The organism is Selenomonas timonae (genome assembly GCF_014250475.1).
In the GTDB taxonomy this organism is placed as follows: Bacteria; Bacillota; Negativicutes; order Selenomonadales; family Selenomonadaceae; genus Centipeda; species Centipeda timonae.
On sequence record NZ_CP060204.1, the window covers coordinates 2,120,876 to 2,135,002 of the forward strand.

Sequence of the window (14,127 nt, forward strand, 5' to 3'; positions counted from 1 at the left end):
TACCCCCTTACGAAAAAACGGCTCACGCCGCCAAAGCGCGAGCCGTTCGATAACACGAAAAATTTTAGAAGTCTGCGGTTACGGAGAGCATGAACGTGCGCCCTGCTTCGAGGAACGCCGCATTCTCATCGAGTGCACGCCAGTAGTTCCGATTGAAGAGGTTATACACATCCGCACGAACGGTCACAGGCGTATCGCTGACGTTGAAACGGTAGCGTGCGCCGAGATCCCAACGTGTCCACGGCGATACGCGGATCGTATTCTCCTGGTTGACGAATGCCGAGGAGTTGTAGGTCATGCGTGCGGTCAGCGTCAGTCCATCGACTCCGTGGATATCCTGCTCCACGCCGAGGACAGCGGCAAAGTTCGGAATGCCTTCCTTACGATTGCCGTCATACCGTCCGTTCAGTGTCTTCTCATGACGTGCATCCATCCACATCATACCGCCCGTGAGGCGCGTTCCCTTCTTCGGCTCGCCGAAGAAGTTCCACTCAAGACCGCGGTTGCGCACCTCTCCGCCCGGCGAGTATATATGATTCCTTGTATCCTGTATTTTTCCTGGGTTTGTAATGCTGAACGCGCTGATCGTCGTTGCAACCTTGCCGAGATCGAACTTCGCGCCGAACTCATACTGCTTTGCGACATAGGGAGGGAACTGCTCACCATAATTGGCAGCCTGATCATCCGTAACCTCGTCCCCCTGATTCAAGCCCTGAATATAGTTTGCATAGAGGGAGACCTTGTCGTTCATCTTGTGAATGAGCGCATAGGCGGGCGAGAACTTCGCCTTCTCATACGTCGTGTTCTTTTTGATGTCGTTCACGACAATCTGCTGATAGCGTCCACCGAGCACAAACGTCCAGCGTCCGTCGTTTGTCGTCATGATATCAGAGACCGCAATACTGCGCAGTGTCTTCGTATCGTTCAGCGGGGTTCGCTTGACGAGCGGTCCCAGATATGAACTGACATCCTTCCACTCGGGAGTATATATGGAGGTTGTATACGGTTTCCCATTGACAGTCTTACCGGCAATCTTCTTCGGGAACTGATTCTGGTTCATATAGCGCTTGTAGTGCATATAGTTCGCCGAGACATTCAGCTCGTGGTCGACGCCCTTTGTATCGACCTTGCCCTTGAAACCGATCTCGCCTGAATACGCCTTGTTGATCTGGTTGTTGTAACGATAGGTGACTTTCGATGTTCCATCCGGCTTCTGCATTTCAAAGAAGTTATTCAGGGTGTCCTGATGCGTAATACGCATACCGAGTGCACCGTAAACCATCAGATTCTTATCAAGATCGTATTCACTGCGCAGCACACCGAACTTTTCCGTAATCTGACGGAAGGTTCCGGGCGCACCGAATTTTGAGTTGATGTCAACGTGCGGCGGACTGGTGAGCTTTTTGATTGCATCGTCAGTAAACCGAAGACGATACTGTGCATTGTCCACACGATTGCTAATGATACCGGCGTCGAACGTCGTGCGGCTGCGATCGGTGGTATAATCAAGACCAATGTAACCGGCGTGCGTGTTGACACGCTCCTGCTGATATGCCGTGCCGCCCTTGTTGTTATAGAGGTTGACGCGTACGCCGAGCTTGCCGTCATCCGAACGGCGGCCAATATCGATGTGCTGGGTAAACTGGCTCTTCGCTCCATAGGACATGGTGACGCTCGTCTTCGGCTCCTTCTCCGCGCGCTTCGTAATAAAGTTGATCGTGCCGCCGACCGAGCCGTTCGGTGCCATGCCCCCGAGGAGTGCTCCCGGTCCCTTTAGGACCTCAACGTGATCCACATACTCGATGCCGCCGTAGAAGCGCGGTGCAACGCCGTAGAGTCCGTTGATCTGCGTATCCTGCTGCTGTGCCTTGAAGCCGCGGATCATCCATGCCTGCGACACGGACGAGAGTGTCAGATTCGACACGGACGGATCGTTGACAATGACATCGACCACGGAGCTTGCCTGCTGATTCTCGATCAGCTGATTGCTGAACGATGTGACGTTGAACGGCACGTCCATAAAGTCGCGCTTGCCAAGCACCCCAAGGGAGCTCTCGCGCGCAATCTGCCCACCCGCATAGACGGCGGGATTCTCTACCGGTTCCTCGACCGGCTGCGAGACGGGACGCTGCCCTACGATCTCGACGGTGTCGAGATCATAGGAGTCCATCGCCGTATCCTCCGCCGCAAATGCCGTCATCGGCAGTGCTGTGACAGCCGCCGCAAGGGCGACACGAATGCTGCTCTTTAGCTTCTTCGACTCGTACTTCACTGAATAACCTCCATGTAGTTTCACTTCCATAAATTCTTTGTGTTCTCTTATGAGAATGAGAACGAACGGTTTACGCGGCACGCGACCGGCTCATCGTAGATATTGCGTGCCGGCTCAAAGCTGTAGGTGTACGCCGCCGTAATCGCCGCCTGATCGAGCTCTGCGTGCCCCGATGAGCTCGTAACATCGACGCTCTGCACGCCGCCGTTTGCCCCAACCACGATGGCAAGCCCGACCGTCCCCGTGATCCCCTTACGCTCGAGCTCCTTCGGATAGGCGGGCGCAGAGCCCGAGAGGAGCTTCGGAGGGACGCTCGGACGCTGCGCCGCTGCGGCATCGCGTCCTGTGCTCTCACCGCCGCCCGTACGTTCCGAGGGTGCAGCACTCGGTTTCTCACTCTTTCCCTCGGAGGTGCTCGGTGCAGTGTTCGAATTTGTCGTCTTCGGGGTCTCCTTCGGCTGCTCCTGCTGCTCTGTCTGCTCTTTCTTCGGCGGCTCGAGCGGGATATCGTCGATGCTCGGCATGGGTGGCGCCGCCTCTGCCGCAGGTGCCGGCGCACTCTCCGGCGCAGACGCATCGTAGATCACAACGTCGATTGGTCGCTTCTCACTCTCCGTTGCGATAGAGAAAAGTCCCATCGCTGCCGCCGCCGCGAGAATGCAGAAATGAATCCCGAACGACGCCCCCCAAGACAGGTACTTTTCCTTCACCGTAACATCCAAATTTTCACCCCCCAAATACATGCTCTAAAAATGATAACCCCTATCATTTTATAACTTGCACATAATACCATAAAGAAAGAGCTTTGACTAGAGGCAAAACGAAAAATGGTGGGCTGCTGCACGAGATTCAAAATTGAAATCGTGCAGCAACTCCACCATTGCTTTTTGTTTCAGCGTATAATTGTCAGTTCAATACGATTTTGCTGTAGTCTGCCGTCTCAAGCAGGTAGTTGTCAATCGCCTTGAGGAGGCTCAGACGGTTCGTCTTGATGCGCTCGTCCTTATCCATGACCATGACCGCATCGAAGAACGCATCGATCGCCTTTGCAAGCGACTGCTCCGCCGCAAAGGCGTCAGTGCCCTCGGCACGCGCAGCGACCGCATTCTCGTATGCGGAGTGAAGTGCTCCCTCCTCCTGCGCTACAAAGAGTGCCGGATCGACACCCCCGGTCTCTGTCATGCGCGCGATATTGCCGACGCGGACAAAGGACTGCACGAGCGCGTCCGCACCGTCCGATGCAAGCAGACGCTCCACATAGGCTGCGCGCACGGGCACGTCCGCGACAAAGTCCACGTCTGCAAGCACCGCCTCCTGCACATCGTAGCGTACGCCGCGCTCTGTGAGCACATTCTTGAGGCGGAGACGGATAAAGTCTGCGACATAGACCTGCATTTTCTGACACAGAGATGCATCGAGATCGTAGAGATCAGATGCCTCATCGACGAGATCGGAGAGCAAGAGGCTGCTCTCGTGCTCAATGAGCATGAGCACAAGCCCAAGCGCCTGACGGCGCAGGGCAAAGGGATCCTGCGAGCCCGTCGGAATCTTGCCGCGGCTGAACGTACCGACAATGTTGTCGATCTTGTCGGCTACACTGAGCGCAAAGCCGAGTGCCGACTGCGGGAGTTCGTCGCCCGCAAAGCGCGGCATATACTGCTCGTCGATGGCACGCGCAACCTCCGGCTTCTCGCCGTCAAGCAGTGCGTACTCACGCCCCATAATGCCCTGCAGCTCCGTGAACTCCGTCACCATGCCCGTCACGAGATCTGCCTTCGACAGCTCTGCCGCACGGCGTGCGTCTTCCGCCATCGTCTCGTATGCCGCATCATCCGGTGCAAGATCCTCGACAATCGCCGTGACCAGTCCCATCAGACGCTCCGTCTTTTCGTACATCGAGCCGAGCCCCTGCTGGAACACCACGGTTTTGAGCTTCTCATGGTGCTCTGCAAGCGGCTTCTTGCGATCCTCGTCAAAGAAGAACTGTGCATCAGCAAGGCGTGCCCGCAGGACGCGCTCGTTACCATGCGCGACCACATCGAGATGCTCCCTGCCGCCATTCCGCACCGTGATAAATACAGGCAGGAGGCTGCCGTCCGCCGCCTTGACAGGGAAATAGCGCTGATGGTCACGCATGGGCGTGATGACGGTCTCTGCAGGCAGTGCGAGGTATTTCTCCTCGAACGCGCCGCTGAGCGCTGTCGGGTACTCGACGAGGTAGAGTACCTCCTCGAGGAGATCGGGTGTGATCTCTGCCGTACCACCGCACGCCTTTGCCGTCTCCGCAATCTGCTCCGTGATCATGGCACGCCGACGCTCTTGGTCAACGATGATGTACGCCTTCTCACATGCCGCCTCATAGTCGGCGGGCGAAGCGATCACGAACTCCGCAGGGGCAAGCGTACGATGTCCGCGCGACGTGTTCCCGCTCGTCACATTTGCGAGTGTAAAGGGCACGACCTCCGTCCCGTAGAGCGCGACGATCCAGCGAATCGGACGGATGAAGCGGAAGTCCAGATCGCCCCAGCGCATACTGTTCGGCAGAGGAATCGCACGAATCAGCTCCGGCAGTAACTCCGTGAGAAGTGCAGCCGTCTCCGCGCCCTTTTCATGCACGGACGCATAGACGTAACCGTCGCGCTGAATGAGATCGGCAGGGTCGATGCCCTGCCCGCGCGCAAAGCCCGCGCCCGCCTTCGTCGGATTCCCCTCCGCATCAAAGGCAATGGCGACCGAGGGGCCGCGCATCTCCGTACTGACATCCTCCTGACGCTCTGCAAGCCCCGTCACGAGGAGCGCGCTGCGACGTGGCGTGCCGATCGTCCGCAGGCTCTCATAGGCAAGACGATGCTCTGCGAGAAGGTCGCCCGCGAGCCGTTTCAGATCGGTGAGAAGATGGGGCATGACATGTGCCGGGACTTCCTCCGTCCCGATCTCGAGCAGCAGATCCTTACTCATACCGTCCCCTCCTTCTTCAGCATCGGATAGCCGAGCGCCTCACGCTGGGCGAGATACGCCTCCGCACAGAGGCGCGCGAGCTTGCGGACGCGCCCGATGAACGCCGTCCGCTGCGAGACGCTGATCGCTCCGCGCGCATCGAGCAGATTGAACGTATGCGAGCATTTCAGCACATAGTCGTGCGCGGGATGCACGTGCCCCGCACCGATGACGCGCACCGCCTCCGCCTCGTATTTGTCAAAGAGTTCAAAGAGCAGCGCCTCATCCGAGAGGTCAAACGCATAGGTGGACTGCTCAAACTCATTCTGATGGAAGACATCGCCATAGGTCACATCGTCCGTCCACGCGATGTCATAGACGTTCTCCACGCCCTGAATATACATGGCAAGACGCTCGAGACCATAGGTGATCTCAACGGAGACGGGCTTCACGTCGTGACTGCCGACCTGCTGGAAGTACGTGAACTGCGTGATCTCCATGCCGTCGAGCCAAACCTCCCAGCCGAGTCCCCACGCACCGAGCGTCGGCGACTCCCAGTTGTCCTCGACGAAGCGGATATCGTGCTCCTCCGCGCGGATGCCGAGGCGCGCAAGGCTCTCAAGATAGAGCTCCTGAATGTTGTCCGGCGAGGGCTTCATGATGACCTGAAACTGATGGTGCTGATAGAGACGGTTCGGATTGTCGCCATAGCGACCGTCTGCAGGTCTGCGCGACGGCTCCACATAGGCGACGTTCCACGGCTCGGGACCGAGGACGCGCAGGAACGTCCACGGGCTCATCGTACCCGCGCCCTTCTCCACGTCGTAAGGCTGTGCGAGGATGCAGCCCTGCCCCGACCAGAACTCCTGCAATGCGAGGATGACCTCCTGGAATTTCATGCAAACAACTCCTCCAATAAAAAACCGCGTTCCTACTATAGAATACGCGGTTTTTAGAAAATAGCAAGCACCTACTTAAAATTATCCTGCAAACTCTGCATAATGCGCAACTGGCGCGAGTTCACATCCTTGTTCCACTTACCGTCATAGTTTGCCGCATCATCACTGGGCATAAGCGCACACAGAATGATGAGAATGATGAAGAAAACAAGCGCTGTCCCGATGATCTTACGCTGATAGGAGGCGCGCTTTTTCCGCACGCGTTCAAGCCCCCGTTCCATCTCCCTTTTTTTACGTTCCCGTATCGATTCTGCCGGACTCGGGTTCGTATTTCCATAGGAACTCTTTGGCATAATAGCGTCTCCTCCTCTCCTTGTTCTGTGTTAAAACAAACTCTGTTCCTCATATACCGGCTCTTTCATCTTCCGGTAGCAATAGAGTGTCGCAAGCGTATCGGCAAGCGCACCATGCGCCTCTGTTGTCCCCCAGTCATAGCGGTAGTAGTCCGCACACTCCGTCAGCTTCCACCAGCGGTAACCGCCGCGCCGTGCATCCGGCACATTGCGAAACTCCGAAAACGCAAGCATGACATCGTGTCTGTTCGGATTTATAATGCGAATCCCTGACTGCGCCAAAAGTCGGATGTCGAACTCGATGTTGTATCCGACAAGCAGCGTCTCAGGATCGTTGAACATCTGCTCAAGCACTGCCTGCTGCGAAAGGATTGGCGGGCAGTCCGCCACCATTGCGGGTGAGATCCGATTGATCTTCTCTGCGTCCGGCCATGCACTCTTGCGTGCGGGTGCATACATCCCGTCCACCACAGTCATCCCATTGCCGTTTACCACAGCAAGCGTCAATACTTCATCGTCACTGCGAAAACCTGTCGTCTCGGTGTCAAAGACCAGAATTTTTTCTAGCATGAAGGTCCTTCCTTTTCTAGTCGTTTTCTCCCAGTTTTTGTGCGGCTTTCGTCATAAATATTATACCGTATGCAAAATCATCTGTCAAGAAAGCCCCCATATTCCGCCCGCTTTGCGCGGAAAAATACGCTGAAATTCCTGTTGCAAAAGATTTGGAATTAGGCTAGAATACTTCTATAAATATAATTCTTATTTATAAGAAGAAACTATAAGTTGTATAAATGATTTATCACCGAAAGGAGCCATTCATGAACGCCATCAAAATCCGGGATGACATCTACTGGGTCGGAGCGATCGACTGGTCGATGCGCAGCTTTCACGGCTACGACACGCAGCGCGGCTCGACCTACAACGCCTATCTCATCATTGACGATAAGATCACGCTGATCGACACCGTCAAGCATGGCTTCGAGGAAGAGATGCTCTCACGCATTTCCTCCGTCATCGATCCCTCGCAGATCGACTACATCATCTCGAACCACGTCGAGCCGGATCACTCGTACGGCGTGCCGCTCGTCTCACGCCTCGCACCGAATGCAAAGGTCGTCACGAGTGCACCGAACGGACTGAAGGGGCTGCGCGCCTACTACGGGGAGATGCCCTATGAGACCGTGAAGGCGGGCGACACGCTCTCGATCGGCAAGCGTACACTCGCATTCGTCCCGACACCGATGCTCCACTGGCCGGACAGCATGGTGACGTACTGCCCCGAGGAGAAGATCCTCTTCTCGAATGATGCGTTCGGTCAGCATCTCGCCTCCGGCAAACGCTATGACGATGACAACGATCTCTCGATTGTCATCGAAGAGGCAAAGAAGTACTACGCAAACATTCTCTTCCTGTATGCGAAGCAGGCACAGACAGCGCTCAAGGCGGTTCACGGTCTCGACATCGAGATGATTGCGACGGGTCACGGCGTCATATGGCGTTCCCACATCCCCGAGATCATCGACCTCTATAACAAGTGGTCGCTTGGCGAGACCGAGGATCGCGCCGTCATCGTCTATGACACGATGTGGCACTCCACCGAAATGATGGCGCATACCATTGCTGAGGCATTCATTGACAAGGGCTTCTCTGTCGGCTACTACGACATCCAAAAGAACACACATGCCGACATCATGACGGATGTGCTCACGAGCAAGTATCTCGCCGTCGGCTCGCCGACGCTCAACAACGAGATGCTCCCCACCATCGCGGGCTTCCTCTGCTACATGAAAGGTCTTGCTCCAAAGGGACGCAAAGCGTTTGCATTTGGCTCATACGGCTGGGGCGGGCAGAGCATCCAGCAGATCGAGGACGAGCTCAAGGCAGGCGGCTGCGAGATCGTCATGGACAAGGTGCGTATGCTCTACGTTCCCTCTGCCGAACAGCTGGCAGGACTGCGCGACCAGATTTTGGCACTCTAAACAGCATAGAAAACCCGAAGGATTCAAAAGTGTAGTGACCCCGAAAAGTTAGACCTGAAAGCGTGGGAAAGCGATTTCCTGCGCTTTTTTCTATGCGGCGAGATGTTTGCGACGGAACTGAACAGGACTGAGCCAGCCGAGAGACTCCTTGATGCGACACTCATTGTAGTAGATGATATACTCTTCGATCGCCGTCTTGAGTTCCTCGTAGCTATGGTAGACGCGCCCATAGTAAATCTCTTGCTTTAAGAGTCCAAAGAAGTTCTCCATCACACTGTTGTCCAGACAGTTCCCCTTGCGTGACATGCTCTGAAAGATTCTCTCCTCCTTGAGCCGCTTCGTGTACGACTTCATCTGATATGCCCACCCCTGATCGGAGTGGAAGGTGCGCCGATAAGGACAATCTGCTGTCACACGAATTGCTTCCTCAAGTGCGGACTGAATCCCCATCGCAGACGGTGTCTTTCCAATGTGGAAGCTGACAATTTCGTTGTTAAACAGATCCATATACGGATCAAAATACAGCATAGGTACGACGGACTTTCCATCCTCGCCCTGCAGCCAGTACTTGAACTCACTCGTGTCCGTTGTAATCTTGTGATGCGGTATGGAAGTTTTGAATCTGCGGTTCAGGAGATTGTCTGCTACCGTTCCGACAGACCCCCTGTAGGAGCTGTACTTGCGTGTTCTGTGCGTAAAGGAATGCACTTGAAGTCTGAGCTTTTGTACAATCCGCTGCACTGCCTTACGATTGATCTTGTGCCCAAGATTGCGCATCTGTGCCCATAGGCGGCGATAGCCATAATCTTTGTGCTCCTCACGAATGGCAAGGATGATCTGCTCCCGCTCGTCCGGCACTTCCGGTTGCGTAAATTTCTTCTGCCAGTACATATAGGTCGCTTTCGGAAAACCTGTGACGGCAAGGATGTCTTTCAACTGAAACTCTCCTCGGAGGCTGCGGACGATCCTTGCCTTTTGCTCTGCATCTTTTCCTGCAGACGCAGCCTCCTGAGTTCTTTTAAATAGGCGACCTCGATGCGCAGTTTCAGATTCTCATCCTGCAGGGCTTTGAGTTGCTGCGCGGTCTCGTCTTGTGGGAGGTCTTTTGTTTGCTCTTTTTTCTTTCTTGGCATAGCGGGGGCTCTTCCTTTCGGTTTTGGTCTTAGGGCATCTACGCCGCCGTTGCGATATTCCTTTGTCCAACGCGCAAGGAGGGACGGATTGTTCAGACCAAACGCGATAGCTACCTCTTGATAGGATGCCTCTGTTGACAGATAACATTCTACCGCAGAACACTTAAATTCGAAAGTGTATGTTTGCTGTGCACGGGAGCGTCGGAGTCCATCGTCACCGAATGCCTGATAAGCCTTTACCCATTCCTCAATGGATTTGCGCGAAACATGATAGAGCTTCGATAGTGTTTCATAGCCTCCGTGTCCTGCAAGATATTCCTGCACAACCTTCAGCTTACACTCTGTACTGTATTTTGCCATTACAATACCCCCAAAAGTTAGATTCTCTAAGTCTAACTTTTGGGGGTCAGGTCAGAGCGCTGCGGGTTTTTCATGTAAAAAGCTCTTATTCCTCTATAAAGTACTTCATCGATGTTTTCTTCCACTCTTTCTTGGTGTAGAGCATACGGCGGTCGTCGATGCCCGTGGCGTCGGCAAGCTCTGCGGCGATCGCCTCACATTCCTCACGGCTGTAGCCGTGGATCATCGTGTAGAGGTTATACTGCCAGTCTGCTTCGCGGTTGCGGTCATAGCAATGCGAGACACGCGGATGCTCCGCCATGCGCCGCGCAACCTCATCCACGCGTTCATCGGGCACATTCCAGACGCAGAGGCAGTTCGCGGTAAAGCCCACCTCGCGATGGCGCAGGACAGCCCCTATCTTGCGGATCTTCTTCTCCTCGCGCATGGCGGCAATGCGGGCAAGAAGCTGTTCCTCGGTAATGCCGATCTCTGCAGCGAGCACCTTGTACGGCTCTGCAACAAGCGGGAACTCCCCTTGCAGGAGACGGACGATCTTGCGATCGAGTTCGCTGAGCTCTATTTCTTCTATCATAGATTGACCTTCCCTATCCGCTCAGTTCAGCTTGAACTGTACGTTGATCTTATAGCGTTTATTCGACTTGAGACTCATCAGACGCTCCACACCCGGCAGGGCGGTGACATCGGCGAGTATCTTCTCCTCCGCATGACGCGACGGCGTCAGGAGGGTAAACCAGAGGTTGTATTTCCCCTCACGCTCATAGTTGTGCGTCGCCCCCGCATAGCGATTGATCGCTGCCGCGACATCGGCGATGTGCTCCTCCGCAACGCGCAGGGCAATCAGCGTGCCGTGATAGCCAAGCTGCTCGGAGTTGAAAAACGTGCCAATGCGGCGCAGATACCCCTCGCGTTTCAGATCATCCAGACGGCTGAGCACATGCTCCTCCGTCGTCTCAAGCATTTCACCCAAACGCGCAAACGGCCGCGAACACACGGGCAGGTTTCCCTGCACGAGGTTCAGCAGCCGTTTGTCAAAATCCGTAAGCGCAGTCATCACAAACAACCCCCATAATACACAGCGCGGAACACTTCTGCACCCGCAGATTTCCGCCTTGCTCAGGGGCTTGGCACGCACGCAGCAAGCGTCCGTGCTTGGGGCACAAAATATGAACCGAATTCATTTCTTTCTGTGCCTATTCTACCAGATATTCAGCCATCACGTCAAGTAAATCTGAACGCCCTTCATTTTTTGGCGAGGCATAGGGGAGAATGGTCAGCTCGGGCACGCCGAGTTTTTTTTGAATCGCTGCAATCTGTGCATTGCGTGCATTCTTCCCAATCTTGTCCGCCTTTGTTGCAATGACGAGCACGGGGATGTCATGTTCCACAAGCCACGAAAACATACGGCAGTCGGACTCCATCGGTGTGTGCCGGATGTCGAGCAGGAGGCAGACAAAGCGCAGCTCCTCGGCATGAAGGAAATACTCCTCGATGAACTTCGCCCATGTCTTGCGGCTCTCGCGCCCAACCTTTGCATAGCCATAGCCCGGTAGATCGACGAGGTGAACGGGGTGCCGCTCCTCTCCCCCATCGATCCGCAAAAGCAGCTCATAGAAGTTGATGGTCTGCGTCTTACCCGGTTTCGAGGAAACGCGCGCGAGCTGACGGATGCGTGTCAGCGAGTTGATGAGGGAGGATTTCCCGACGTTAGAGCGTCCAATAAAAGCAACGGCGGGACGGCGCTCCTCAGGGTACTGATCGCACCGCACGGCGGAGGCGAGGTAGGTCGCCTTCGTAATCACAACATGTTCGGTCAAAACACACCTCCACGTTAATTATAGAGGGCGACCCGCAGCACCTCGTCCATATGCGCCACGGGAACGAACTCGAGGGAGGAGCGTACGGCATCGGGGATGTCCTCGATGTCGCACTCGTTCTCCTGCGGCAGGACGATGGTCTTGACTCCCTCGCGATACGCAGCGAGGGTCTTTTCCTTCAGTCCGCCGATGGGCAGGACGTTCCCGCGCAGGGTGATCTCCCCCGTCATGGCGACATCAGAGCGCACCTTGCGCCCCGTGAGCGCGGAGATCATCGCCGTTGCCATCGTGATGCCGGCGGACGGACCGTCCTTCGGGATCGCGCCCTCGGGCAGGTGGATGTGGATGTCGTCCTTCTCATAGAAGTCCTCGGCGAGATGGAGCGCATCCGCACGGCTGCGCACATAGGAGAGTGCTGCCTGCGCCGATTCCTGCATGACATCGCCGAGCTGTCCCGTGAGGATGAGCTTGCCCTTGCCGCGCAGGATGTTGACCTCCGTGCGCAGGACATCGCCGCCAACCTCTGTCCACGCGAGTCCCGTCACAACGCCGACCAGCGGCTTCTTCTCCTGCTTTGCGGCATGGTACTTCGGACGCTCGAGGAAGTCCGTGAGATTCGCCTTCGTCACGGCGATCGGCGGCTTCTCATCGGCGACAATCCTGCGCGCCGCCTTGCGGCAGATCTGCCCGATGACGCGCTCGAGCTCACGTACACCCGCCTCGCGTGTATAGGAGCGGATGATCTCCGCCCAGATACCCGCGCTGATGCGGATATCCTTCGCCTTGAGTCCGTTCTGTGTACGCTGACGCGGCAGGAGGTGACGCCGCGCAATCTCGATCTTTTCGAGTTCAGTATAGCTCGAGAGATTCAGAATCTCCATGCGGTCGCGCAGGGGCGCGGGAATCTTGGAGGGATTGTTCGCCGTCACAATCCAGAAGACGCGCGAGAGGTCAAACGGCAGCTCGACGAAGTGGTCGCTAAATGTACAGTTCTGTGCGGGATCGAGCACCTCGAGGAGCGCCGCCGAGGGATCACCGTGGAAGTCCATCGCAATCTTGTCAACCTCATCCAGAAGAAAGACGGGGTTGCGCGTACCCGCGCGGCGAATGCCCTCAAGGATGCGCCCCGGCATTGCACCGACGTAGGTGCGCCTGTGTCCGCGAATCTCCGCCTCGTCGCGAATGCCGCCGAGCGAGATGCGGATGAATTTACGCCCCATCGCGCGCGCAATCGACGCACCAAGTGAGGTCTTGCCGACGCCGGGCGCACCGACGAGGCAGAGGATCGGTGCATTCTGCTCGGGCGCAAGCCGCCGAACGGCGAGGTAGTCGAGGATGCGCTCCTTGATCTTTTCGAGTCCGTAGTGATCGTGCTCCAAGATCTCCGCAGCCTCCGTCATGTCGACGTGCTCCTCGGTCATCTCCGACCACGGCAACTCTACAAGCACATCCAGATAGTTGCGGATAACGCCCACCTCGGCGCTCATCGACGGGCTCATGTCGAGGCGGTGAATCTCGCGCTCGATTGCCTCACGCACAGCATCGGGAAACTCCTTCGACGCAAGTGCCTCGCGATAGCGATCCACCTCAGCCGCTTTGTCCTCATCGTCGCCAAGCTCCTTGCGGATCGCCTTGATCTGCTCGCGCAGGTAGAAGTCGCGCTGCACCTTGTCCATCTGCTTGCGCACGCGGCGGTTGATCTCGCTCTCGATACCCATGATGTCGAGCTCGTGCATGAGTGCCTGATAGAGGCGTTCAAGGCGCGCACGTACGTCAATCGCGGCAAGGATTTCCTGTCGCACATCGTGCTTCAGGCTCAGATGACTTGCAATGATGTCCGCAAGCCGCCCCATATCCTCCATGATGGAAATTGAGACGAGTGCCTCGGGCGGAATCTTGTGTGAGAGCTTCACCCACTCCTCGAACTTGCTCGTGACACCGTGGACAAGAGCCTCCATATCCTTCGTCTGCTCCCCATCCTCCGGCTCGTCGATCACGCGCACGTCTGCCTCTGCATAGGTCTCGCCCTCGCGGATGGCAAGAATCTCGGCGCGCTTCTGCCCATCGACGAGGATGCGCAGGACGCCCTCGGGCATGCGCAGGAACTGTCGGATCTCGGCAACAGCCCCGACCTCATAGAGGTCAGATGCGGTCGGATCATCGCACTCCGGATCGCGCTGCGAGACGACAAGGATGCGGCTGTCGCCTGCAATCGCCGACTCAATCGCTGCAACCGAGCGATCGCGCCCGACATCGAGGTTGACCATCATATGCGGATAGAGGACAAGACCGCGCAGCGGGAGCAGAGGAAGTGTTTCTTTCTCGGACATCGTATTTCCTTCCATCTATATAATGAAAAAAGGAGCGCCGCAGTGCA

General features: G+C 56.2%; 12 protein-coding genes. 1 reads left to right on the plus strand and 11 read right to left on the minus strand.

The features are described from left to right. Positions 1–64 precede the first annotated feature (64 nt). The 6 genes from H1B31_RS10230 to H1B31_RS10255 form a co-directional block, all read right to left on the minus strand. Complete coding sequence (locus tag H1B31_RS10230; protein WP_185980240.1) at positions 65–2,272, minus strand: TonB-dependent receptor; 2,208 nt, start codon at positions 2,270–2,272, stop codon at positions 65–67. A gap of 47 nt (positions 2,273–2,319) precedes the next feature. Further along, positions 2,320–2,994 carry an energy transducer TonB gene (locus H1B31_RS10235; protein ID WP_226372103.1) on the minus strand — a complete coding sequence of 225 codons (675 nt, stop codon included), beginning with the start codon at positions 2,992–2,994 and terminating at the stop codon, positions 2,320–2,322. A 184-nt stretch (positions 2,995–3,178) separates the two neighbouring features. Continuing rightward, positions 3,179–5,230, minus strand: coding sequence for a glycine--tRNA ligase subunit beta (glyS, locus tag H1B31_RS10240; protein ID WP_185980242.1), 2,052 nt, complete (start codon positions 5,228–5,230; stop codon positions 3,179–3,181). Beyond that, positions 5,227–6,108 carry a glycine--tRNA ligase subunit alpha gene (gene glyQ, locus H1B31_RS10245; RefSeq protein WP_185980243.1) on the minus strand — a complete coding sequence of 294 codons (882 nt, stop codon included), beginning with the start codon at positions 6,106–6,108 and terminating at the stop codon, positions 5,227–5,229. The genes glyS and glyQ overlap by 4 nt, the downstream gene beginning before the upstream one ends. 71 nt (positions 6,109–6,179) lie before the next feature. Beyond that, positions 6,180–6,461, minus strand: coding sequence for a hypothetical protein (locus H1B31_RS10250; RefSeq protein ID WP_037347033.1), 282 nt, complete (start codon positions 6,459–6,461; stop codon positions 6,180–6,182). Positions 6,462–6,491: 30 nt separating this feature from the next. Then, a complete protein-coding gene (locus tag H1B31_RS10255) occupies positions 6,492–7,031 on the minus strand; it encodes a 3'-5' exonuclease (RefSeq protein WP_185980244.1) in 540 nt (179 codons plus the stop codon). Positions 7,032–7,279: 248 nt separating this feature from the next. Here H1B31_RS10255 and H1B31_RS10260 point away from each other — a divergent pair, with 248 nt between their 5' ends. Beyond that, positions 7,280–8,440, plus strand: a complete 1,161-nt coding sequence (locus H1B31_RS10260) for an FprA family A-type flavoprotein (RefSeq protein ID WP_185980245.1) — start codon at positions 7,280–7,282, stop codon at positions 8,438–8,440. A 90-nt stretch (positions 8,441–8,530) separates the two neighbouring features. Here H1B31_RS10260 and H1B31_RS10265 read toward each other — a convergent pair. The 5 genes from H1B31_RS10265 to lon all read right to left on the minus strand — a co-directional run bounded on the left by H1B31_RS10265 (position 8,531) and on the right by lon (position 14,080). Beyond that, a protein-coding gene (locus tag H1B31_RS10265) for an IS3 family transposase (protein WP_404828661.1) occupies positions 8,531–9,933 on the minus strand; the annotation gives its coding sequence in 2 pieces (ribosomal slippage) (positions 8,531–9,462 and positions 9,462–9,933; 1,404 coding nt in all). A gap of 85 nt (positions 9,934–10,018) precedes the next feature. Continuing rightward, complete coding sequence (gene ahbB, locus H1B31_RS10270; RefSeq protein ID WP_009441747.1) at positions 10,019–10,507, minus strand: siroheme decarboxylase subunit beta; 489 nt, start codon at positions 10,505–10,507, stop codon at positions 10,019–10,021. A 21-nt stretch (positions 10,508–10,528) separates the two neighbouring features. Then, on the minus strand, positions 10,529–10,987 hold the full coding sequence (gene ahbA / locus H1B31_RS10275; protein ID WP_185981286.1) for a siroheme decarboxylase subunit alpha: 459 nt from the start codon (positions 10,985–10,987) through the stop codon (positions 10,529–10,531). A 139-nt stretch (positions 10,988–11,126) separates the two neighbouring features. Beyond that, complete coding sequence (yihA, locus tag H1B31_RS10280) at positions 11,127–11,750, minus strand: ribosome biogenesis GTP-binding protein YihA/YsxC (protein ID WP_037347039.1); 624 nt, start codon at positions 11,748–11,750, stop codon at positions 11,127–11,129. 14 nt (positions 11,751–11,764) lie between these two features. Beyond that, positions 11,765–14,080 carry an endopeptidase La gene (gene lon / locus H1B31_RS10285; protein WP_185980247.1) on the minus strand — a complete coding sequence of 772 codons (2,316 nt, stop codon included), beginning with the start codon at positions 14,078–14,080 and terminating at the stop codon, positions 11,765–11,767. Positions 14,081–14,127 lie beyond the last annotated feature (47 nt).

What these genes read in the sequence shown, in the direction of transcription:
- glyS (WP_185980242.1), bottom strand. Translation starts at nt 5,230, where the DNA reads ATGAGTAAGGATCTGCTGCTCGAGATCGGGACGGAGGAAGTCCCGGCA.
- glyQ (WP_185980243.1), bottom strand. Translation starts at nt 6,108, where the DNA reads ATGAAATTCCAGGAGGTCATCCTCGCATTGCAGGAGTTCTGGTCGGGG.
- H1B31_RS10250 (WP_037347033.1), bottom strand. Translation starts at nt 6,461, where the DNA reads ATGCCAAAGAGTTCCTATGGAAATACGAACCCGAGTCCGGCAGAATCG.
- H1B31_RS10255 (WP_185980244.1), bottom strand. Translation starts at nt 7,031, where the DNA reads ATGCTAGAAAAAATTCTGGTCTTTGACACCGAGACGACAGGTTTTCGC.
- H1B31_RS10260 (WP_185980245.1), top strand. Translation starts at nt 7,280, where the DNA reads ATGAACGCCATCAAAATCCGGGATGACATCTACTGGGTCGGAGCGATC.
- ahbB (WP_009441747.1), bottom strand. Translation starts at nt 10,507, where the DNA reads ATGATAGAAGAAATAGAGCTCAGCGAACTCGATCGCAAGATCGTCCGT.
- ahbA (WP_185981286.1), bottom strand. Translation starts at nt 10,987, where the DNA reads ATGACTGCGCTTACGGATTTTGACAAACGGCTGCTGAACCTCGTGCAG.
- lon (WP_185980247.1), bottom strand. Translation starts at nt 14,080, where the DNA reads ATGTCCGAGAAAGAAACACTTCCTCTGCTCCCGCTGCGCGGTCTTGTC.